This window comes from Nocardia sp. NPDC003963 (assembly GCF_053605105.1).
In genome coordinates, this window is sequence record NZ_JBSGIP010000068.1 from 1 (window position 1) to 21,799 (window position 21,799).

The following is a 21,799-nucleotide window of genomic DNA, read 5'->3' on the forward strand; positions in this document are numbered from 1 at the left end:
ATCGGCGGCGCCGAGACGCTGACCCTGGGCGACTACCGGATGATGCCGCGCGCCACCTTCTGTCAGCCGCAGGTCGCCAGCTTCGGTCTCACCGAACAGCAGGCGCGCGACGAGGGTTACGACGTGAAGGTCGCGACCTTCCCGTTCACCGCGAACGGCAAGGCGCACGGTCTGGGTGATGCCACCGGTTTCGTCAAGCTGATCTCGGACAACAAGTACGGCGAACTCATCGGCGGCCACCTGATCGGCCCGGATGTCTCCGAGCTGCTGCCGGAACTGACGCTGGCGCAGAAGTGGGACCTGACGGTCAACGAACTGGCCCGCAATGTGCATACGCATCCGACGCTGAGCGAGGCGCTGCAGGAGGCCATTCACGGCCTGGCCGGACACATGATCAACTTCTGAGTCCGATCCGGCGGATCGTTCCCGGCCCGGCGCCCGTGTTCGCACGGCGCCGGGCCGGTTCGTTTCAGCGGTGTTTCGAAGTTCGTTCGGTACGTCCCGGGTGGTTCGCCGCTCACCGGGCGTCTGTCGGGCTGTCCGGGATATATTCCGGCGGTGCGTCCGGAATCGTCACCGCCCGTCCGCTCGGGAAGGTCCGGGCTGCGACCGGTCCTCGTCGTGGCCGCGACGCTGCTCTTGTTCGTGACGCTGCTGATCGCGGTCTTCGCCGACACACAGATGGTGCGTACCGAAGTGCTGCGGGTGGAAACCCAGCCGGCAACTGTCGATTACGACGGTTCGACCTACCACGCCGGGCTGGTGCGCCGGGAGAGCTGGTTGCTGCGCCGGCGGCTGCCGGACGTGATCATGGTGGGGCGCTACTCGGATATGGGATACGGGCACCCGGTCTATTTCGAGATCACCGGCACCCGCGACCCGGTACTCGAATCGGCGCGCTGGAGCCCCGAGGGCGTATCGGTCCGCCTCGATTCGGGGCACGAGATCTTCGTCCCGGTGAGCGCTTTCGGCGGCGGACGCTGAGCAGCGGGGTCGTCGCGGATCTGTCGAGGTCTTCCACGCGGATCCCGGCCCGGCGTTTCGCTCGGTGGTACAAGTCGGTCGGACCGATCTCGTGGCCCGTCCGGTTCAGAAATCGTCGCGGCGGATACGCAGGGTGGTGATGGTCGCGGCCAGGCCTTCGTACTGATTCACCAGCAGCACGATTTCGATGAGGCGGCGATCGTCGTAGTAGGTGGACAGCCGGTCCCAGGCGGCATCGTCGATATCCCGGGTCAGGACCAGCTGATCCACCGCGGTGAGCAGGGCTCGATGCTTATCGGTCCAGCCCTCGGCCGCGGCACCGGCCCGGATCCGCTCGAGGATCTCCGGCGTGACCCCGGCCCGACGGCCGAGGCGGATGTGATGGTCGGTCTCGTATTCGCAATCGCGCAGATGGGCGACGCGCAGGATGACCAATTCGGTGTCGTGCCGGCGCAGCCGCCCACCCGGCATGAGCATTCCGGAGAAGTGCAACCAACCGCGGAACAGCCGTCCGGCCCGGCCCAGGGTGCTGAACAGCTGGGCGTCCGCGGTGCCCGAGGCCCGCGAGAGCACCTGCCAGGCAGCCCAGTTGACCGGGCCCAGCTCGCGGAGGCGGCCGGGGGATATCCGTGCCTGCGAAACCATCACATCGCCCTCTCCGGTGGAACAGTCGTGCGACCGCGGCCGTCGTCGCGATACCCGCGGCGCGGCCCTGCCCCGAACCTACCCGTCGGTGACGGCACCGGCGAAGACGGCATTCGCGGAGCGTATTTCACGAGCCGCCGGAATCGGCTCGGTCGAGCAGTGCGGAGACGGTGACGAACCGGTACCCCTGCGCGTGCAGTTTCGCGGCGATCGGGCCGATGGCGGCCCGGGACGCCGCTCCGGAGGCGTACATGGTGTGCAGCAGGACGATCGATCCCGGGCGCACCTGGTCGACGGTGGCGGCGACCAGATCCTCGGTGGTGGTGTTGCCGTCCTCCGGTTCGACGTCCCAGGTGACCGTGGTGCGGTCGTGGTCGGCGAGATAGCTCGGCAGGTTCCACAGTTTCTTGCCGTAGGGCGGCCGGAAGGTGATGTCGCCCTGATAACCGGCCGCCCGGATCTCGCGGTCGGTCCCCTCCACCTCCTCGGCGACTGTTTCGGACGAGACCAGCACCATGCGCCGGTGGTTGTAGGTGTGGTTGCCGATTTCGTGACCGGCCGCCACGATCGCCCGGCCCAGTTCGGGGCGGGCGGCGAGATCGCGGCCGTTGAGATAGAAGGTGGCGGGGATACCGGCGGTGGCGAGCTGTTCGAGCACTTCGGGGGCGCGCTCGGACGGCCCGTCGTCCAGTGTCAGTGCCACCACCTTCTCGGTGGTGTCCACCCGGTCCACCAGCCGCCCGGCCAGCTGGTAGGTCCGTGAGTTCATCAGGTAATAGCCGCCGAACACCACGACCAGTACCGCCACCAGGGCGATCACCGACCCCGTCACCCACTTCCGCATACCGGGTGTATATCAGGCGCCGGGCGCGGCGGCCACCGAAGCCTCAGCGGTCAGGCGGTCCGGTCGTCGCGGTCGGGCCATGTTGTCCCGGTGGGATTTTCGCGCCGTTCGCGTTTGCCGCGGACCACCTCGGTGGCGAGGGCATCGAGCGGTTGGGCGAATCGTGCCAGCGGGTCCACCAGTTCCGCGAGCCATTCCCGGGCGGTGGCGATCCCGTCCGGTTCCAGGGCGTAGTAACGCCGGTTGGCTTCCGAACGCACCCGGACCAGCCCGGCCTCGCGCAGCACCTTGAGGTGCTGGGAGACCGCCGGTTGCGAGATCGGCGTGTGTTCGCGGATCTCCGCGACCAGCGCGCCGGCGGCGCGTTCCTCACCGGATATCAGCCGCAGTATCGCGCGGCGCACCGGGTCGCCGAGGGCCTCGAACACCCGCGCCGGGGAAGCGTGGGTCATCAGGACGGCTCTTCCTCCGGGGTGGTGTAGAAACCGGTGGTCGCTTCGGCGGCCGCCCGCGCCCGCGCCGGATCGTCGCCGTCGGCGATCGCCGCTTCGGCCCATCCATCGGACGCGATGCCGACGAACACCCGGCCCTCCGCGGTGAGCGGGAACTCCAGCGCGACCGCCGGGTCCACGCCGGCGCCGGTCTCCAGATGCAGGCCGAGCCCCAGGAGCCCCAGATCCCAGCCGACACCTACCGCGCCGGGGCCGAATTGTGTCCACATATCCGGATCGACGGGCGCTTCGTGCACCAATTCCAGTTCGGTACCGCCGGTGCCGGGCGCCAGCCGGATTTCGAGCCAGGAAATCAGGGGTCCCATCTCCCAGGTCACCGCGAAATGTTTCGGCCGTTCGCATTCTTCGACCACACCGCCGGCATTTCCTTCGAGCTGGTATCGGCCACCGACGCTCAGTTCGCCGGTGATCGGCAGGAACCAGCGCGGAATCCGATCGATATCGGTGAGCGCGTCCCACAGATCATCCGGATCGGTGGTGTAGGTACGCCGCGCGACGGCGATACGGGTGACCGCCCCCTGTCGTTCCCCGGTGCGGACCTCCCGGGTCACCAGGCCCGCGACAGCGGCCGGGTCGGTGAACAGATCCATATCTTCCTCCTTTTATAAGTTTCTACTTATATTACATCGATATGGCCGGCGTTGCCGAGTGGGATGTGCCGATGGCGGTGCGGGCCGGCCGCCGCGGATCGGAATCCCCGTGACGGCAACGGGTCCGGAGTCGCCCTACGGTCCCGGGAGAGGGAAACGGCCGTGTTTCCCCCGGCGTTCTCCGGGATAAAGTGACGGGCGGATCGCGGGGCGGGTTTCCACGGTGGGATTCGGTATTCCCGGGCAAGAGCGCGGTCCGGTCCGAGGCGACTGCGCCCGGCTCGGGCAGGTAATGGATCAATTCGCTACTCCGGTGGTAGCGAAATACTGGTTAGCATTTGTGGAGAGCTCGTCGGCCCATGGCCGCGAGACGTAGTCGCAACGAAGGAGCCAGATATGCGAGAACTGGTGCCACGCTTCGATATGCACCACCCGGCGAGCGGGGCAGTACCCGGTCCGGTGCCGAAATCTCGCCGGCGCGTATTTCCCGTGTGCCGGTCGGCCGGACATCCGATCGAGGCGAGAGGTGTGCCCTCCTGATGACCGATCACGATTCCGGTATCGGTCGCAAGATCGCTTATTACCGTGCGCGGAAAGGGCTGTCCCAGCGCGACTTCGCCCCGCTCATCAAACGGTCGGAGGCGTGGGTCTCGCAGGTGGAAAGGGGTGTCCGGCCGGTCAAGGCGCTCGACGTGCTCGAACGTATCGCCGAGGTCCTGGATATGCCCGTCGCCGAACTGGCACCGTCGGCACCCACCGCGCAGGCCGAACACGTCCCGGCCGACGCCGTGCCGTTACGTCTGCTGCTGACCGGTAACCATGCCCTGCGCGCGATGACATCGCCCGCCGGAGCCGCGCCGGATCCGGAGCGGCTCGCGCGGGGCGCCGCCGCCGCGTGGACGTTCACCCGGCTGGGCCGCTATGCCGATCTCCTGGATCTGCTGGAATCGCTACTGCCCGAACTGGCGGCCGCGGTGGTGCACACCGGCTTCCACGATGCCGAACGCCTGCTGGCCGATACATATCAGGCGTTTGCGGTCGCGCTCGCCGACCTGCAGCAGTTCGATGCCGCGTGGGTGGCCGCCGATCGCGCGATCGCCGCGGCGCAGCGTGCCGCGGACCCGATTCTGATGGCCGCGGGCGTATTCCGCCTCGCTCTCGTCTTCCAACGTTCCCATCGCCTCGACCAGGCGGAACACGCTGCGCGCAGCGCACGGGAGGTGCTCGGTGAACTCGCCACCGGGGGCGATCCGCGGGCCGCGAGTGTGTACGGGGCGCTCACGCTCCAACTCGCCCTCATCGCGGCGCGAACCGAGGACGCCGAACGGGCCCACGAACTGCTTGCCACCGCCCGCGCCACGGCGGCCGCGCTGGGCGAGGATCGCGACGACCACCATACGGAATTCGGCCCCACCGCCGTGGTCCTGCACGAGGTCGCCGCGGCGGTGGAACTGGGCGATGCCGGTACCGCGATCCGGCTGGCGGGCAAGATCGACCGGGAGCATCTCGCACCCGCCCGGCGCGGCCGATTGCTCATCGATATCGCCCGCGCGTGGGCTCAGCGCCGCAGCCCGGAACGCGCGCTCGCGCTACTGCTGGAGGCGGAGGTGCTCGCCCCCGACCAGCTGTACCGGCACAGGTCGGTCCGTTCGACGACCGCGGATCTGCTCAGTATGGATCGCAGCACACCCGGCCTCGGTGAGTTCGCGCAGCGAATCGGCGTGGACGCGGCCCTGTTCCAGCCGGGCACGACGCGCCCGGGCCAGGCCCGCACCGGTCTGCGTGCCGCTCGTGGCCCGCGCGTGATCTGAGCGGGATGGTCGGCCTGTTTACGCGCACGGCCGCAGCGAATGCGGAGGTTACGCCTTATCGTCGGACGTTGCGGCGGGCCAGAATTCCTTCAATTCGGCGGCGGCCGTGACGGCCTGACGTACGCCCGATTCGTAGGCCGGGCCCAGTGCGGCGTCGGCGAACAGATCGGTGCCGAACGCGGCGACAGCGGTCTCGTCCGGGCGCACCGTGATCTCATGCGCGGTGCCCAGTTCGCGGTCGGCGCGAGTGCGCGGATACACGTGGGCCAGTGGCTCCAGGATCACGATCACATCGTGATCCACGGCGAGGTCGGCATTGACGGTGGAGCGCACCCCACCGTCGATGTAGTGCCGGCCGTCGATCTCGATCGGCGGGAAGACGCCGGGGACCGCGGTACTGGAGGCGAGTGCCTCGGCGAGCGTGGCCGCTCCGTCGCGGGTCCAGGCGGTGAGCGTGCCGGTGCCGATATCGATAGCGGTGACCAGCAGATCGGTCTCGGGCCATTCGGCGAAACCGATCAGGGAGCCGATGCGTTCGATATGCGCGGCCGGGTCGCCGGTGCCCGCGCCCAGCGCGAGTTCACCGACCCGCTGGAGTACCAGATCGCGATCCTGGTCGACCGCGCGCAGCAGGGCGGCGATTTCCAGTAGCGGCGCGTAGTTGTGCCGGGGCGGTTCGGTGGGCTGCGGGCGTGGGGTCAGCAGGGTGGAGAGGTCGATTCCCGAGGCGACGGCCGCGCCGACCACCGCCCCCGCGGAGGTGCCGATGATCCGGTCGGCCAGGGACAGATCGATCCCGGCCTCGCGCAGGCCGATGGCGAGGCCGCTCAGCCACGCGATTCCGACCGGGCCGCCACCTCCCAGCACCAGCGCGATCGTGGGTTCTCCGGCGGGTCGGGCGTCAAGCATGGCAAGAGGTTAGCCAACGCGGGCGGGTTTGTGCCCGGCGCGACCGGTCGGTATCGCCCCGGAGCCGTGTCCGGCGGGGTTATGGCGTAGATCACGGTGCGTCGGCCGATTCGACTGGGTAGAACTAACTCCGTACATCATACGTTGTTTCTTGGGAGGGTCCATGCGAATCACTGGTACCGCTGTATCGCTCAACGTCGCCGACCCCGCCGCTTCGGCGGAGTTCGTCACCACCCATTTCGGTTTCACCGAGCAGATGGCCGCCGACGGTTTCGTCTCGCTCGCCCATCCGGAGGCCGGGGTGAACCTCATCTACCTGCGCACCGGTCTGTCCACTTTCGAGCCCGAACGCGCCGCCGGTGCGGCCGGGGACGGATTACTGGTGGTGTTCGTGGTGACCGATATCGATACCGAATACGCGCGTCTGCGCGCGGAGGGAGTCCCGATCGTCACTCCGATCGAAACCGAGGAATGGGGCGAACGCTACTTCCAGACCACGGATACGAACGGCATCATCTATCAACTCGTGCAATGGGTCTGACGCCCGCGCACAGGCCGCTGCGGGTGCCCCGGCCACCGTATCCGGGGCACTGATTGCCGATTCGCCTGAACCGCAGGTCATATGAGTGGTACGAAAGTGGCTGGCGGGCCATGATCGACACGGGGGTCGGTGGTGGCATGAGGGGTAACGACACACGGCAGAGGTAGAGCACGATGCTGGTGAAGGTCGACGATCGGGCGGAACTATCCGCGGCCGAAAAAGAATTCGTGGAATGTCTGCGGCAATTACCGACGACCGGCCTGGCCATCGTGGACCTGCGGATCGGGACCCAGCGCGGCACCCGGCAGATCGGCGCGGTCATCTGGACGCCCCAGGGCGTCCTCGTGGTCGATGTGGTCGGGTTCCGTAGCAGGCAGAGCGGGGTGCTGACGGTGTCCTCGGAACGGCCGTGGCGGGTGGGCGATATCGAGGCGGATCTGGAACTGGAATTCGGGGTGAACCCGGTGCGGCAGCTGGAGGCCGCGGTGCGGGAGGTCGAGCTGACCTTCGAACGCGCCACCTACGACGCCGGGCAGTTGTGCGCGGCGGTCGCCCTGGTCCCCATGCGGGGCGCGGTACTGCGGCCGGGCCGGGAAACGCTGCGGCCGGGACTGGATGTAGTGGTAGGCAACGCGGTCGAGTCCACCGAGCTGCGGATCTTCCTGGAGAACTTCGCGCCCGGGCCGCCGCGCTGGACGCTGGGCCGGGTCTGCGCGGCTACCCGGGCGCTCACCGGCTGGGCGCCGGAACGCGGTGAGCTCATCGCCGCCGGTTTCGAGGACAAGCTGCCGGAGCCGCCCCGGAAACCGCGGCAGCGGCCCGGCTGGCGTCGCCCGGATTCCGGTCGTACCCAGGACGCCATCGGCTGGGCGGTGCTGACGGTCGCGGTGCTCGGCATGCTGCTGGTGCTGGGTGCGATCGCCGGATCCCTGCTGACTGCCGGGCCTGCCGCGGAACCGGCGGCGCCGCCGAGTACCACCGTCGAACCGACGGTGCCCGTAAGTGGTGGACCGGTGGAGTGCTGGCCGCTGCAACCGGGTTGTTGAGCGGGTCGCGGCCTGTCCCGGACACCGGCTCCGGACCGGCGGGGCGGTCGGTTCGAGCCTACGGTTGCGTACCCCGCGCCGGGTCCGGCACGCTTGGCGTTCGTACGATGTCAAAAAGCCTGTAACCACGCGGTCGGCCGGCCGCCGACCGCACCGACCAGGAGGAAAGCCGTGGGTCACTACCAGGCGAATCTGCGTGATATCGAATTCAACCTCTTCGAGGTCTTCGAACTGGGCAAGATTCTCGATTCCGGCGCATACGGGGATCTGGATACCGATACCGCGCGCGAGATTCTGGCCGAGGTGAAACGCCTGGCCGAGGGGCCGGTGGCGGATTCCTTCGCGGCCGCCGACCGGGATCCGGTGGAATTCGTGCCGGAGACCCATACGGTGACTGTCCCGGAAGCCCTGGCCGCGACAGTGCACGCCGTTCGTGACGCCGGCTGGAACCGCCTCGGCAAACCCGAGGGGATGGGCGGTATGCCCGCACCGGCCGCGCTCTGCTGGGCGGTCAGCGAAATGATCACCTGCGCCAATCCGGCGGCGGTGTTCTTCGATATGGGCGCGGTGATGGCGCAGGTCCTGTTCGGTATCGGTAACGAACAGCAGAAGCATTGGGCCGCAGCCGGTTTCGATCGGCACTGGCAGGGCACCATGGTGCTCACCGAACCCGACGCGGGTTCGGATGTGGGGGCCGGCCGGACCAAGGCCGTCGAACAGCCCGACGGCACTTGGCATATCGAGGGTGTCAAACGATTCATCTCCGGCGCCGATGTCGGTGATACGGCGGAGAACGTCTTCCATCTGGTGCTGGCGCGGCCCGAGGGCGCGGGCCCGGGTACCAAGGGGCTGTCGCTGTTCTACGTACCGAAGTTCCTGTTCGATCCGCAGACCCTCGAGCTGGGTGAGCGCAACGGGGCCTACGTCACCAATGTCGAACACAAGATGGGCCTGAAATCCTCGCCCACCTGTGAACTCACCTTCGGCGGCGAGAAGCCGGCGGTGGGCTGGCTGGTCGGCGACGACCACAACGGTATCGCGCAGATGTTCAAGGTCATCGAGAACGCGCGCATGATGGTGGGCGTCAAATCCAGCGGGACCCTGTCCGCCGGATACCTGAATGCTCTCGCGTATGCCAAGGAAAGGGTGCAGGGCGCCGATCTGACCCGGATGGCGGACAAGGCCGCGCCGCGGGTCACCATCACCCATCACCCGGATGTGCGGCGCAGCCTGGCCGTGCAGAAGGCCTATGCCGAAGGTCTGCGCGCGGTCTACCTCTATACGGCCGCCCATCAGAACGCCGATGTGGCGGAACTGGTTTCCGGAGTGGACGCCGAAACGGCGCATCGGATGGACGATTTCCTGCTCCCCATCGTCAAGGGGGTGGGTTCGGAGCGGGCCTACCAGTACCTGACCGAATCGCTGCAGACGCTGGGTGGTTCGGGCTATCTGCAGGACTACCCGATCGAGCAGTACATCCGCGACGCCAAGATCGACTCGCTGTACGAGGGCACCACCGCCATCCAGGCGCAGGACTTCTTCTTCCGCAAGATCATCCGGGACAAGGGCGCGGCGGCGGGGCAGATCTTCGGCCGGATCACCGCGTTCCTGGATGCGCCCACCGGCCGGCTGGACACCGAGCGGGCACTGCTGCGCACCGCGCTGGAAGATATCCAGGCGATGGCGGGCGCGCTGACCGGTTACGCCGTAGCCGCCCGGTCCGAGCCCGACGAGCTGTACAAGGTGGGACTCGGCTCGGTGCGGTTCCTGCTCGCGGTCGGTGATCTGCTGATCGGTTGGCGGCTGCTGGTCCAGGCCGAGGTCGCCACCGCGGCACTGGCCGCCGCGAGCGAGCGCGATCGGCCGTTCTACACGGGCAAGATCGGGGTGGCGAGCTTCTTCGCGAAGAATGTGCTGCCCACGCTCACCGCGACCAGGGGGATCATCGCGGCGATCGATACCGACATCATGAGCCTGCCGGAAGACGCTTTCTGATCCGGGCCGGTGGCGGTCCGTCCGGAAGCGGGTGGGCCGCCACCGGAGCGGAGGTAGCGCTCAGTCGCCGCGCGGCCGCCCGGCCCGGGGTGTCGTGCCGGTGAGCGCGCCGGCCAGGGCACGCAGGCCGCCGATGGCCGCGGTCAGACTCTCCTGGTCGGCCGGATCCAGGGTGGCGAGTGCGTCGAGGACCAGTCCGGTGCGTAGCGCTTGCATCTCGCGGGCATGCGCGACGGCCTTCTCGGTGGGCAGGATTCGGCTGCACCGCCGGTCGCCGGGGTCGGGTTCGCGATCGATGAGGCCGTATTCGCTCAGCTGACGCAGCGTCACGCTCATATTGCTCGGCTGCATACCGGTCAGCGCGGCCAGTTCGCCGGGGGCGGCGCCGGGGTGGTGCACGATGACGCGCAGCGCCTCGAACTGGGTATCGGTGAGCGGTTCGGCGCCGGTGAGGCGCGGTGTCGCCTTGCGTACCGCCCGGGCGACATCGCGCAGCGCGGCATCCAGCGCACGGAGATCCGAGGAGTTGCTCACCCGGCCCATGTTAGCTTATGTATGAATAAATAAGTAATTCGGAGGGAGGCGCTGTGCTGCCGATTCGTACCCGGCCCGGTGTATCGGGACTGCTGCTGGTGGTGCTGGCACTGCTGTCGGCCGCGGCGCCGTTCGCGGTGGACATGTACCTGCCCGCGTTCACCGAAATCGCCGACGACCTCGACACCAGCGCCGCGAGTGTGCAGCTCACCCTGACCGCGTTCCTCGTCGGGCTCGCGGCGGGGCAGCTGCTCATCGGACCGCTCTCGGACCGCTTCGGCCGCCGCACACCGCTGGTGGCGGCAACCGCGATCACGGTCGCGGTCACCGTGATCTGTGCCCTGGCGCCCACCATCTGGCTGCTGGTCGCCATGCGTTTCGTCCAGGGCCTGACCGCGTCCGCGGGGCTGGTCATCGGGCGGGCGGTGGGCGCCGATCGCACCGAGGGGGCCGCCACCGCCCGGATCTTCACCCTGTTCTCCGCCATCGGCGGTATCGCGCCGGTCGTCGCACCGCTGCTCGGCGGTGTATTGGTGTCCGCCGGCTGGCGGGTCGAATTCTGGGTGCTGAGCGGAATCTTCCTGCTGATGTTCTTCGGCGCGCTGTTCGTGGTGCCGGAATCGCTACCGCCGGAGCGGCGGCACGCCGACGGTATCGGCGGTACCGTGCGGACGCTGCGGGGAATCGGCTCCGACCGGGGCTATCTCGGCTATATCTTCGCCTTCGCCCTGGGATTCGCCGGGATGATGTCCTATATCTCGGCATCCCCGTTCGTGATCGAGAACGTGCTCGGGATGTCCAACCGCGTGTACACGATCGTATTCGCGACCAATGCCGCCGGCATGGTGGCGGCCGGTGTGCTGATCTCCCGATCGGTCGGCCGGTTCGGCCCGGGGCCGATCCTGCGGATCGGGCAGGGCGTGATCCTGACGGCCGCGGTGGTGCTGCTCACGGTACTGGTCGCCGGGGCCCCCGCCGTCCTGGTACTTCCGGTGCTCTTCGTGATGGTGGCCGCCACCCCTACGGTCATGGGCACCGCGAGCGCCTTGGCGATCGGCCGCGCGCGCCATGCCGCCGGTACCGCGTCGGCGCTGATGGGCGCCCTGCAGTTCACGCTGGGCGCGGTGGTCTCCCCACTGGTGGGTCTGGGCGGTCCGGCCACCGGCGTGCCGATGGGCGTGATGATCGTGATCTGCGCGTGCCTGGGCATGGTCGCGCGCTGGGTCGCGGTGCGGGCCGGCGCGACCGTGCGGCCCGAACGCGAAACGGCGCACGCGTGACGGTCCGGTGGCGCGCCGCCGGGTCCACGCAGGTGGCTGCCGCCTTTCCGGGCCCGGCCGATCCCGGCGGACCAGACCGCCCGGTCCATGACGCACAATGCATGGCGTGACAGTTGAGCTACTGATCCTCCTGGTCGTCATTGTCACGGCGTTGGCTTTCGACTTCACCAATGGTTTCCACGACACGGCCAATGCCATGGCGACTTCCATCGCCACCGGGGCCCTGCGTCCCAGAGTCGCGGTCGCCTTGTCGGCGATCCTGAACCTGGTGGGCGCGTTCCTGTCGGTAGCGGTGGCGGCGACGGTGGCCGAGGGAATCGTGCGGCTGAACCAGGTATCCGGGCATTCGCTGCTCATCATCGTCTACGCGGGGCTGGTCGGCGGTATTCTCTGGAACCTCCTCACCTGGCTGTTCGGCTTACCGTCGAGTTCGTCGCACGCGCTGTTCGGCGGCCTGATCGGAGCCACCCTGGCCGCGCTGGGATGGAGCGGGGTGGTGTGGGTCTCCGATAACGGCGGGGTGATCAACAAGATCGTGATCCCCGCCCTGCTCGCGCCGGTGGTCGCCGGACTGGTCTCCACCATCGGGACCTGGGCGGTGTACCGGATCACCCGCGGGGCCGACCCGGACAAGGTGACGAGCGGGTTCCGGTGGGGCCAGGTCGGCTCGGCATCGCTGGTATCGCTGGCGCACGGCACCAACGACGCGCAGAAGACCATGGGCGTCATCTTCCTGGCCCTGGTCGCCTACGGTGAACTCTCCCCGGCTTCGGCGATGCCGCTGTGGGTGATGGCCGCCTGCGCGTGCGCTATCGCGGCCGGAACCTATCTGGGGGGCTGGCGGATCATCCGCACCCTCGGCAAGCGGCTGGTCGATATCGATTCACCGCAGGGGCTGGCGGCCGAATCGTCGTCGGCGGCGATCATCCTGACCTCCGCGCACTTCGGCCTGCCGCTCTCCACGACACAGACCGTCACCGGTGCGATACTCGGTTCCGGACTCGGCAAGGGCGCCGAGGTGCGCTGGGGTGTGATGGGCCGGATGGTCGTCGCATGGCTGCTGACACTGCCGGCCGCCGGTATCGCGGGCGCCATCTGCTGGGCGCTCGCGCACTACATCGGCGGACTGGCGGGTGTGCTGGTGGTCTTCGCGTTGCTGATCGCCCTGGCGGGTCTCATCTACCGGCGCTCGCTGCGGGACAAGGTGTCCAGCGGCAATGTCAACGACCCGCCCGCGGCCGACGCCGGGCCGGCCCCGCCGCGGCCGGTGCAGCAGCCGCCGGTCGCCGAGTCGGCGTCCGAGGAGATCGTGTGATGCGATACTGCGATACCTCCGCCTTCGCTGCGGCCTCCGCGGGCCGCATGTGCCGGGTTCGAAGAGTTGCGTGATGTGGTGTCTCCGTTTTCGCTGTGGACTGCGTGGGCTGCATGTATTCGGTCCGATGGAGATTGTGTGATGGGGGGACTTCGTTCTCGTTACGGCCTCCGCGGGCTGTGTGTGCCGAATTCGATGGAGGTTTCATGGGTACGGTTCTGACGAATCTGAGATCGCTGGGCGAGGTGACGCTCGCGGCGCTCGTCCTCGGCGCCGGTCTGCCGATGGTGTTCGCGCTCGGGGTTCGGCTGTGGTCGGCGGCGGAGACCGTGGGATCGGACGGTTCGGTGCGGCGGCATCCGGCGGCGCTGATCGGGGCCTGTGCCTGCCTGTTCGCCGTCGTGGCGGTCGTTGTCGCCGGCGTGCTCTTCGTCGCGAAGGCGTTCCTCGCGCACCGGCTCGGGATCCATCTGTTCGGGCAGGCCTGAGATGACCGCGGAGAACGGGGTGCCGCCGGAACGGTCGGGGCTGCTCGCCCGGGTGCTCGCCTGGTTGCGGGCCGGCTATCCGCAGGGGGTGCCGCAATCGGACTATGTGGCGCTGTTCGCCGTCCTGCACCGGGACCTGACCGAGTACGAAGTCGCACTGGTCGCCGAGGAACTGGTGCGTGACCGCGGTGACCAGGAGATCACCCATACCGAGGTCGAGGCCGCGGTCAGCCGGCACGCCCGGGAGCAGGCCGGGCCGGAGGATATCGCGCGGGTGGCCTCGCATCTGGCCGCGGGCGGCTGGCCGCTGGCCTCACCGCTGGCCGAGATCGCCCAGCCGGACGAGGATCGATGATGCCGCATGTCCTGCGCGCGATTGTCGACTGGCTCCGCCGGGGCTATCCGGAGGGTGTCCCCGAATCCGATTACATTCCGCTGGTAGCGCTGCTGCGCCGGCGACTGACCGACCAGGAGGTGCACGAGATCGCGGCCGAGGTCCTGCATTCGCCGGACCGGCCGATCGACCGCACCGATATCCAGGTGATGATCACCGAGGTCACCGATGAGATGCCCTCCGAGGTGGACCTGCAGCGGGTGTTGTCGCATCTGGACCCACCCGGCTGGCCCTACTGAAGGCCGACCGTAGGGTCGAATATGCAATTCTTGCTAACCCCGTGTATCGCACGGTGCGAACGCCCCCTAGGCTGGACGCATGGCCAAGACTTATGTCGGCGCTCGGTTACGGCAACTACGGACCGAACGCGGGCTCAGCCAGGTGGCGCTGGCCCAGCAACTGGAGATTTCGGCCAGCTATCTCAACCAGATCGAGCACGATGTGCGGCCGCTCACCGTGCCGGTTCTGTTGCGGATAAGCGAAGTCTTCGGGGTCGAGGCGACCTTCTTCTCGCCGCAGGACGACACCCGGCTCATCGCCGAACTCCAGGAAGTGGTGATGGACCAGGAACTCGGTATCGAGGCCGACGCCCGCGAGATCGCGGAAATGGTCTCGGCCCATCCGAGCATGGCTCGGGCTCTGGTCAATATGCACAACCGCTACCGCAACACCAGCGCCCAGCTGGCCGCCGCCACCGAGGACAGGTTCGCCGACGGCTCCGGTAGCGCCACCATCAGCAAACCGCACGAGGAAGTGCGCGACTACTTCTATCAGCGGCAGAACTATATTCACGAACTCGATACCGCCGCGGAGGAACTGGCCAACCGGATCCGTTTCCACAACGGCGACGCGCACAGCGAGATCCCCAAGGTACTGCGCACCCACGGCGTGCGGATCGTGGAACGTATCGATCTGGGCGAAGGTGTCCTGCACCGCTACGACCCGGACAATCAGGTGCTCGAGATCGCACCGCATCTGTCGGGTGGGCAGCGGCTGTTCAAACTCGCTGCCGAACTGGCCTATTTCGAATGCGGGCAGCTGCTGGAAAAGCTGGTGGACGAGGGCAACTTCTCCGGGCCGGACGCGCGCAAACTCGCGATGCTCGGTCTGGCGAACTATTTCGCCGCCGCCACCGTACTGCCCTATACCTATTTCCACGAGGTGGCCGAGGATTTCCGCTACGACATCGAACGGTTGTCGGCGTTCTTCGCGCAGAGCTACGAGACCGTCTGCCACCGCCTCTCCACCCTGCAACGACCGGAACTGCGCGGGGTGCCCTTCTCTTTCGTGCGGGTGGACCGGGCCGGAAACATGTCGAAACGGCAGTCCGCCACCGGTTTCCACTTCTCCTCCAGCGGTGGCACCTGCCCACTGTGGAATGTGTACGAGACATTCGCCTATCCCGGCAAGATCATGACGCAGATCGCGCAGATGCCGGACGGCCGCAAGTATCTGTGGGTGGCCCGCACGGTGGAACGGCGGGCGACACGGTACGGGCAACCGAGCAAGACCTTCGCGATCGGGCTGGGTTGCGAGATCCGGCATGCGGCGCGGGTGGTGTACGCCGACGGGATCGATCTGCGCGAGGCCAACGCCACCCCCATCGGGGCCGGCTGCCGGGTATGCGACCGGGCCAACTGCCCCCAGCGCGCGTTCCCGCCGCTCGGCAAAACCCTGGATATCAGCGAACATCGGAGCTCGGTATCCCCGTATGTGCTGAAATGAATTCCGCAACAGGAATTTCCGATCAGTTACCGGTCGGGGGTCTCCAGCTCGGAGATGAGCACGGTCGGCGCCAGATGACCGCGCAACCGCCGGTCTATCTCCCCGGCCACCGGAATGACCACCGACGCGGCCGAGGTCGCGACCGCGTCGACGAGAATCGCCGGCCAATCCGGAGTCTCGGTGGTGGCCAGCGCCGCGATCACGGCCGCGGCCACCGGATCGCCGGCGCCGGTCGGATTACCGGTCAGCGGTTCCGGTAGCCGGGCCTCCCAGGAACCGTCCGGGGTCACGGCGACCATGCCCAGCGGTCCCCGGGTCACGATCATCGCGCCCACACCGCGATCCACCAGCGGCCGGGTCGCGGTGACCAGTGCCGCCGGGGTTTCGGGCCGGCAGTGGGTGAGCGATTCGAACTCGTCGAGTCCGGGCAGCAGCACGACCCCGGGAACTCGCGCGGCCATCCGCAGCGCCGGCCCGTGCAGGTCGCATACCGTGGGCACGGCCGCGTCCAGCGCCGCCTGGGCGATCCGGGCGGGTAGCCCCGGGTCGACACCGTCGGGTAGTGATCCTGCGATCACCAGACCGGAGATATGGGGCAGCATCCCCGATACGCGAACCTCGAGTTGCTCGGAGGCGTGCGGATTCGATATCCGCGCGCCGGGCTCCCGGAATGCGGTCGCGGTACCCGTATCGGATTCGCTGATCACCACGGTGCGCCGGACCCACGGCAGCGCGTGCACGAAATCCACCGGCATCTCGGCCTCGGCGGCAGCGGCGAAAGCATGATCGGCGAACCCGGTGGCCCGGGCATAGCGGCCCAGCTGATTCAGCACTCGGGTGACATTGATGCCCTTACCGCCGAGACGCTGCTCCACCGAGCGGACCCGATGCGCCTGCCCGCGGGTGTAGTTCTCGACACGGTAGGTCACATCGTAAGCGGGATTCATTGTCACGGTGAGGATCACGAGAACCACTGTCCACGAGAGTCGGCCCGGCACAAGATCGAGGGGCGGGATTGCGGGGGTGATTTCGGTCGCCCCGGATGCGGCCCGGGGGGACGGGGTGCTGCGCTCAGATCGCCGCCTCCGCCGGGAACGGTACGGTGATCCGGCCCAGCCTCCCGTTGCGCACGGCCACCATTTCCGCGATCACCGCCAGGGCCGTCTCGGCGGCCGTCGCCGCACCGATATCCATTCCCGCGGGCGAGTGCAGCCGCGCCAGCTGCGTATCGTCGAACCCGCTCGCCCGTAGATCGTCGAGGCGGCGCGCGCTCGAGACCAGGGAACCGACCGCGCCGATATAGCCGATCTCCGGTAGTCGCAGCGCGACGGTGAGCAGCGGTATCTCGAACTGCGGATCATGAGAGGCCAGCACGATACCGGTGGAAGAATCGATCTCGCCTTCGGAGACCAGCATGTTCAGGTACCGGTGCGGCCAATCGCAGACCACCTCGGCGCCCGGGAAGGATTCCGGCACCGCGAAGGTGGGGCGCGGATCGCAGATGGCGATCCGGTAGCCGAGCAGCTGTGCCTGCGCCGACAGCGTCGCGGCGACGGTATTGGCGCCGAACAGCACCAGCAGCGGCGGCGGGGCGAACGAGGCGACGAAGATATCGGACTGCGGTAGGGATACCAGTTCTGTCGCATGTCTTTTATCGGTGATCAGATGCTGGCCGATCATTCCCGGCTCCGGATTCCACACGACTGTGAAAACTGTGACCCGACGGTGCTCGGCTATTTCGGCGGCGATGGTCGGGAATTCCGGGAAATGGCCGCGCGAGAACGGTTCGGTGAACACATCGATCACCGCGCCCTCGCCGCCGGGTACGGGCAGCCGGTGCAGGGCGCGCTGCCCGGTCCGGGCCGACTGCAGGGTGGACTCGTAGACGGTGTCCTCTATCCCGGTCGCCGCCATGGTTCCGTAGATCATGCCGTCGGGGTCCACCAGTATCGATGTCCCCACCGGAATATCCACCTGACCACCCGTGCGCACGATGGTGGCCAGCCCGCCCGTCCGGCCCGAACGCCACACCTGCAGCAGGTCGTCGACGATATCGCGCATCAACAGCTCCGATCCCACCGTGCGACGGAGGGCAGGCGCTCACCATCGGCACCCGTCACCGATGACCGCGCACGTGACGGCCACCCTAGCGCTGTTCTGTGTGAATTTGGCACGCCTGCGAAAATCTCGTCGGGCGGGAACATGAATGGTTGGCCAAGTGTTGTGGAGCGCCACGGTCCCGTTCTGGGCATATTGTGAAATTCTGGGGGTTCACCGGTCGGTTGCGCTCCCCGGCGGCGGGAAGGGGGATGGAAGCGGGTGGGGTTCGGCGGAACGCGGAATGGATGTTCGGGGCGGTGGCGAAAGCGCGGGGGTTGTTCGGGCCGGGCGGGTGGTACGGCTCGGCGAATGGGGTGGGCCGTCGCGCGAACCGGCTCGGTACCGGTGTGGGTGGGGAATGCGAAACCGGTCCGGGGGGAATGCGATGACCGGAGCTGGCCGGGGTCGGGAATCGGTGGGCATTGTTGCGGGGGCTGTGTGGGGTCGGGTGGGTGTGGAGCACGGCTTCGCGTCGGGGTGGATATCGACGAACAAGTCGGGGGTCGGGCGGAGGTGAGCACGTTGCGGCAGCCCGGGATTCGACTTCGGCGCTGCCCGGCAGGCTGCCGGATTCGGCGACCTCGGGGCCTGGGAGGCCACCGGATTCGGCGGCGTTGCCCTTCGACGTCGGCCGGTGACAGCGCTGGGACCGTGAGTTATCGAGAGAGTCGGCGCCGGCAGATGGACACTCCGGGTGTGGGTGTGGGTGTGGGTGTGGGTGTGGGGATCGGGGCTGATTCAGGTCGCTGAGGTGGGGGTATGTGGACCTGTTGCTGAAGGCGCTGGGTTTTCGGCGCGCCGGCGCGCGCGGGGTCGAGGCCCCCTGGTGTCCCGCCGTTCAGGCCTCGGGACTCGCGCCTTCGGCGCATGCGCTTCGAGGCCTGAACGGCGGGACGGGCCTCGACCCTTTGTGGTGTCTCGTAGAACTCGACGCAGTGAGGCGGGTCGGTAGTCGACGGTCGGGTCTGGTGTGACAGTTCGGGGGAGGGGTGGGTCACATGTGGGGGCGGGTGGCTTCAGTTATGAAGGTCCTCACAAGGGGGTGTTGATTGGGGGCTTATTGGGGGTGGGTTGGGACGGCCGTAAACAGTACGGGCGTTACGCTGAAAGCCCATGTCAGGGCTACTGGTGAGTAGAATTAGTGGCGGCTACGGTCGGGCAACTTTTACAGGCTTAGCAAAGTGATTCTCGATCCTAGCTCGGATTCACAGAAGCAACAGGTAGACGGCGTTTTGATGGTGTGCCATGGTGTGGAAGTACACCAACCGGGCATTGCAAGCCTGCAAATCGTCGTTCCAGCAGTGCGACGCGGAAACGCTTCGTCGACGCGGACCGGCGGACCGACCGAACAAGGAAGTGGAGTCGCAAGATGTCGACCACCGGCACCCCGAAGACCGCCGAGGAAATCCAGAAGGATTGGGATACCAACCCGCGCTGGAAGGGCGTCACCCGCAACTACACCGCCGAGCAGGTTACGAAGCTGCAGGGCACCGTTGTCGAGGAGCAGACCCTCGCGCGCCGTGGCTCGGAGATCCTCTGGGATCTGGTGAACAACGAGGACTACATCAACTCGCTGGGCGCCCTCACCGGCAATATGGCGGTGCAGCAGGTCCGCGCCGGTCTCAAGGCCATCTACCTGTCGGGCTGGCAGGTCGCCGGTGACGCGAACCTCTCCGGGCACACCTACCCCGACCAGAGCCTCTACCCGGCCAACTCGGTGCCCGCCGTGGTCCGCCGCATCAACAACGCGCTGCTGCGCGCCGACGAGATCGCCAAGGTCGAAGGTGATACCTCGGTCGAGAACTGGCTGGCCCCGATCGTCGCCGACGCCGAAGCCGGCTTCGGTGGCGCGCTGAACGCCTACGAACTGCAGAAGGCCATGATCGCCGCCGGTGCCGCCGGTGTGCACTGGGAAGACCAGCTGGCCTCGGAGAAGAAATGCGGCCACCTCGGTGGCAAGGTGCTGATCCCCACCCAGCAGCACATCCGCACCCTGACCTCCGCGCGCCTGGCCTCCGATGTCGCCGAGGTGCCCTCGGTGATCATCGCCCGTACCGACGCGGAAGCCGCCACCCTCATCACCTCCGATGTGGACGAGCGCGACCGTGAATTCCTGGACGGCACCCGCACTGCCGAAGGCTTCTTCGGTGTGAAGAACGGCATCGAGCCGTGCATCGCGCGGGCCAAGGCCTACGCCCCGTACGCCGACCTCATCTGGATGGAAACCGGTGTGCCGGACCTCGAGGTCGCCCGCAAGTTCGCCGAGTCGGTCCGCAATGAATTCCCCGACCAGCTGCTGGCGTACAACTGCTCGCCCTCCTTCAACTGGAAGGCGCACCTGGACGACGCCACCATCGCGAAGTTCCAGCGTGAACTCGGCGCCATGGGCTTCAAGTTCCAGTTCATCACTCTGGCCGGCTTCCACTCGCTCAACTACGGCATGTTCGACCTGGCCTACGGCTACGCCCGCGAGGGTATGACCGCCTTCGTCGACCTGCAGGAGCGCGAGTTCAAGGCCGCCGCCGAGCGTGGCTTCACCGCCATCAAGCACCAGCGTGAGGTCGGTGCCGGTTACTTCGACACCATCGCCACCACCGTCGACCCCAACACCTCGACGGCGGCGCTGAAGGGCTCCACCGAAGAGGGCCAGTTCCACTGAGCAGGGCGCGGTATCCGTGCCGGATGCCGGCGATCACTACCCCGGTAGGGGTGTACCCGCCGCCCCCTCGCCACAGCCCGGCGAGGGGGCTTCGGTCCCTCTACCGTTGAACCGAACTACGAACTCCACCGTCGAAGGCTCCGCTCACACCAGAGCAACACCTTCGTTCCCACCGACCTACACAACTGATCAGGAGCGGGACGTGAGCAGCGAAAAGATTCAGCGTGTCGGTGTCATCGGCGCCGGCCAGATGGGCGCAGGCATCGCCGAAGTGTGTGCTCGTGCGCATGTCGATGTGCTGGTGTACGAGCAGACCCGGGAACTCGCCGCCGCCGGCCGGTCGCGGATCCTGCGGTCGCTGGACCGGGGCGTCAGCAGCGGCAAGATCACCGAACGCGAGCGGGAACAAGCTGCCTGGCGGCTGCGGTTCACCTCCGACCTCGGCGACTTCGCCGACCGGCAGCTCGTGGTGGAAGCAGTCCTCGAAGACGAGAAGGTCAAGACCTCGATCTTCGCCGAACTCGACAAGGTGGTCACCGACCCGAGCGCGGTACTGGCCTCCAACACCTCCTCCATCCCGATCATGAAGATCGCGGTGGCCACCAACAACCCCGAGCGGGTCGTCGGTATGCACTTCTTCAACCCGGTGCCGGTGCTGCCCCTCGTCGAACTGGTCACCACCCTCAAGACCAGCCCCGCGGTCACCGAGCGGGCGGAGAAATTCGCCGCCGAAGTCCTCGGCAAGGAGATCGTCCGCTCCTCCGACCGGTCCGGCTTCGTGGTCAACGCCCTGCTGGTGCCGTACCTGCTCTCGGCGATCCGCATGGTCGAATCCGGTTTCGCCACCAAAGAAGATGTCGACAAGGCGATGGTGCTCGGCTGCGCCCACCCGATGGGTCCGCTCGCGCTCACCGATCTGGTCGGCCTCGATACGGTGAAATCGATCGCCGACTCGATGTACGGCGAATTCAAGGAACCGCTGTACTCGGCGCCGCCGCTGCTCATGCGCATGGTCGAGGCCGGGCTGCTGGGTAAGAAGACGGGGGCGGGCTTCTACCAGCACAGCAAGGCGTAGGGCTGTGTTCTTTGGCGCCGCCTTCGGCGTCGCGGGGTTGAGGCCCCCTGGACGGGCCTCAACCCTTTCATGTGTCTCGTAAGACTCGACTCATGCGGGTTGCGTGGGCAACGTGGTTCGGGTCGCAGGTAACCGTTCGCTCGGAGTATCTCTGGTTCCCGGTCTCAGGACGTAGCGTCTATCCGGGTGGCCCGCATCCATTGTCGGGGCCCGCCCCAGTTCTGGAGCGACAGAGCGAAGGAGCGCAGCGACTGAGCGGCGGAGTGAAGAACCGGGGTTAATAGGGCCCCGACCCGCGCCGCCGGAGGCGGGGCAAATAAACAAAATCCCGGCCGAGGCCATCTCCTCCACC

The 21,799-nt window shown here is 67.5% G+C and carries 21 protein-coding genes and 1 pseudogene; 14 read left to right on the plus strand and 8 right to left on the minus strand.

Annotated features, from left to right (window positions below):
* Window positions 1-405 (plus strand): annotated as a pseudogene (locus tag ACWEWT_RS36525) (dihydrolipoyl dehydrogenase); the annotation flags it as partial.
* A 153-nt stretch (window positions 406-558) separates the two neighbouring features.
* The gene (locus tag ACWEWT_RS36530; RefSeq protein ID WP_452565472.1) at window positions 559-984 is read left to right on the plus strand and encodes a hypothetical protein; all 426 of its coding nucleotides are present in this window, start codon (window positions 559-561) and stop codon (window positions 982-984) included.
* A gap of 105 nt (window positions 985-1,089) precedes the next feature.
* Here ACWEWT_RS36530 and ACWEWT_RS36535 read toward each other — a convergent pair whose 3' ends face one another.
* The 4 genes from ACWEWT_RS36535 to ACWEWT_RS36550 form a co-directional block, all read right to left on the minus strand.
* Entirely contained in the window at window positions 1,090-1,629 is a 540-nt protein-coding gene (locus tag ACWEWT_RS36535) for a carboxymuconolactone decarboxylase family protein (RefSeq protein WP_452565473.1), read from the minus strand.
* A 127-nt stretch (window positions 1,630-1,756) separates the two neighbouring features.
* Complete coding sequence (locus ACWEWT_RS36540; protein WP_452565474.1) at window positions 1,757-2,473, minus strand: polysaccharide deacetylase family protein; 717 nt, start codon at window positions 2,471-2,473, stop codon at window positions 1,757-1,759.
* 50 nt (window positions 2,474-2,523) lie between these two features.
* Window positions 2,524-2,925, minus strand: coding sequence for an ArsR/SmtB family transcription factor (locus ACWEWT_RS36545; protein ID WP_452565475.1), 402 nt, complete (start codon window positions 2,923-2,925; stop codon window positions 2,524-2,526).
* Complete coding sequence (locus tag ACWEWT_RS36550) at window positions 2,925-3,575, minus strand: SRPBCC domain-containing protein (protein ID WP_452565476.1); 651 nt, start codon at window positions 3,573-3,575, stop codon at window positions 2,925-2,927. The genes ACWEWT_RS36545 and ACWEWT_RS36550 overlap by 1 nt, the downstream gene beginning before the upstream one ends.
* Window positions 3,576-4,114: 539 nt before the next feature.
* Between ACWEWT_RS36550 and ACWEWT_RS36555 the strand changes: the two genes are divergently transcribed.
* Entirely contained in the window at window positions 4,115-5,386 is a 1,272-nt protein-coding gene (locus ACWEWT_RS36555) for a helix-turn-helix domain-containing protein (RefSeq protein WP_452565477.1), read from the plus strand.
* A gap of 48 nt (window positions 5,387-5,434) precedes the next feature.
* Here ACWEWT_RS36555 and ACWEWT_RS36560 read toward each other — a convergent pair whose 3' ends face one another.
* Window positions 5,435-6,295, minus strand: a complete 861-nt coding sequence (locus tag ACWEWT_RS36560; RefSeq protein ID WP_452565478.1) for a patatin-like phospholipase family protein — start codon at window positions 6,293-6,295, stop codon at window positions 5,435-5,437.
* A 163-nt stretch (window positions 6,296-6,458) separates the two neighbouring features.
* On the opposite strand from ACWEWT_RS36560, the gene ACWEWT_RS36565 reads away from it, so the two are divergent.
* The 3 genes from ACWEWT_RS36565 to ACWEWT_RS36575 all read left to right on the plus strand — a co-directional run bounded on the left by ACWEWT_RS36565 (window position 6,459) and on the right by ACWEWT_RS36575 (window position 9,877).
* Window positions 6,459-6,836: a VOC family protein gene (locus tag ACWEWT_RS36565; RefSeq protein ID WP_452565479.1), complete on the plus strand. Its 378-nt coding sequence runs from the start codon at window positions 6,459-6,461 to the stop codon at window positions 6,834-6,836.
* A 173-nt stretch (window positions 6,837-7,009) separates the two neighbouring features.
* The gene (locus tag ACWEWT_RS36570) at window positions 7,010-7,882 is read left to right on the plus strand and encodes a nuclease-related domain-containing protein (RefSeq protein ID WP_452565480.1); all 873 of its coding nucleotides are present in this window, start codon (window positions 7,010-7,012) and stop codon (window positions 7,880-7,882) included.
* Between the two features lie 171 nt (window positions 7,883-8,053).
* Window positions 8,054-9,877, plus strand: a complete 1,824-nt coding sequence (locus ACWEWT_RS36575) for an acyl-CoA dehydrogenase (protein ID WP_452565481.1) — start codon at window positions 8,054-8,056, stop codon at window positions 9,875-9,877.
* A gap of 60 nt (window positions 9,878-9,937) precedes the next feature.
* Here the strand turns inward: ACWEWT_RS36575 and ACWEWT_RS36580 are convergent, their stop codons facing one another.
* Window positions 9,938-10,411: a MarR family winged helix-turn-helix transcriptional regulator gene (locus ACWEWT_RS36580; protein WP_452565482.1), complete on the minus strand. Its 474-nt coding sequence runs from the start codon at window positions 10,409-10,411 to the stop codon at window positions 9,938-9,940.
* Between the two features lie 53 nt (window positions 10,412-10,464).
* On the opposite strand from ACWEWT_RS36580, the gene ACWEWT_RS36585 reads away from it, so the two are divergent.
* The 6 genes from ACWEWT_RS36585 (at window position 10,465) to ramB (ending at window position 15,613) form a co-directional block, all read left to right on the plus strand.
* Window positions 10,465-11,691 (plus strand): multidrug effflux MFS transporter, encoded by a 1,227-nt coding sequence (locus ACWEWT_RS36585; RefSeq protein ID WP_452565483.1) that lies wholly within the window; start codon window positions 10,465-10,467, stop codon window positions 11,689-11,691.
* A gap of 106 nt (window positions 11,692-11,797) precedes the next feature.
* Window positions 11,798-13,006: an anion permease gene (locus tag ACWEWT_RS36590; protein ID WP_452565484.1), complete on the plus strand. Its 1,209-nt coding sequence runs from the start codon at window positions 11,798-11,800 to the stop codon at window positions 13,004-13,006.
* A gap of 206 nt (window positions 13,007-13,212) precedes the next feature.
* Entirely contained in the window at window positions 13,213-13,494 is a 282-nt protein-coding gene (locus ACWEWT_RS36595; RefSeq protein WP_452565485.1) for a hypothetical protein, read from the plus strand.
* A 1-nt stretch (window position 13,495) separates the two neighbouring features.
* Complete coding sequence (locus ACWEWT_RS36600) at window positions 13,496-13,849, plus strand: DUF3349 domain-containing protein (RefSeq protein ID WP_452565486.1); 354 nt, start codon at window positions 13,496-13,498, stop codon at window positions 13,847-13,849.
* A complete protein-coding gene (locus tag ACWEWT_RS36605) occupies window positions 13,849-14,127 on the plus strand; it encodes a DUF3349 domain-containing protein (RefSeq protein ID WP_452565492.1) in 279 nt (92 codons plus the stop codon). Before ACWEWT_RS36600 ends, ACWEWT_RS36605 begins: the two co-directional genes overlap by 1 nt.
* A 79-nt stretch (window positions 14,128-14,206) precedes the next feature.
* Entirely contained in the window at window positions 14,207-15,613 is a 1,407-nt protein-coding gene (ramB, locus tag ACWEWT_RS36610) for an acetate metabolism transcriptional regulator RamB (RefSeq protein ID WP_452565487.1), read from the plus strand.
* A gap of 26 nt (window positions 15,614-15,639) precedes the next feature.
* On the opposite strand, the gene ACWEWT_RS36615 is transcribed toward ramB, so the two are convergent.
* Window positions 15,640-16,611, minus strand: coding sequence for a hexose kinase (locus ACWEWT_RS36615; protein WP_452565488.1), 972 nt, complete (start codon window positions 16,609-16,611; stop codon window positions 15,640-15,642).
* A 73-nt stretch (window positions 16,612-16,684) separates the two neighbouring features.
* Window positions 16,685-17,674, minus strand: coding sequence for an XdhC family protein (locus ACWEWT_RS36620; protein ID WP_452565489.1), 990 nt, complete (start codon window positions 17,672-17,674; stop codon window positions 16,685-16,687).
* Between the two features lie 1,408 nt (window positions 17,675-19,082).
* On the opposite strand from ACWEWT_RS36620, the gene aceA reads away from it, so the two are divergent.
* Window positions 19,083-20,372: an isocitrate lyase gene (aceA, locus tag ACWEWT_RS36625; RefSeq protein ID WP_452565490.1), complete on the plus strand. Its 1,290-nt coding sequence runs from the start codon at window positions 19,083-19,085 to the stop codon at window positions 20,370-20,372.
* A 202-nt stretch (window positions 20,373-20,574) separates the two neighbouring features.
* Entirely contained in the window at window positions 20,575-21,447 is an 873-nt protein-coding gene (locus tag ACWEWT_RS36630) for a 3-hydroxybutyryl-CoA dehydrogenase (RefSeq protein ID WP_452565491.1), read from the plus strand.
* The last annotated feature ends 352 nt before the right edge of the window (window positions 21,448-21,799 follow it).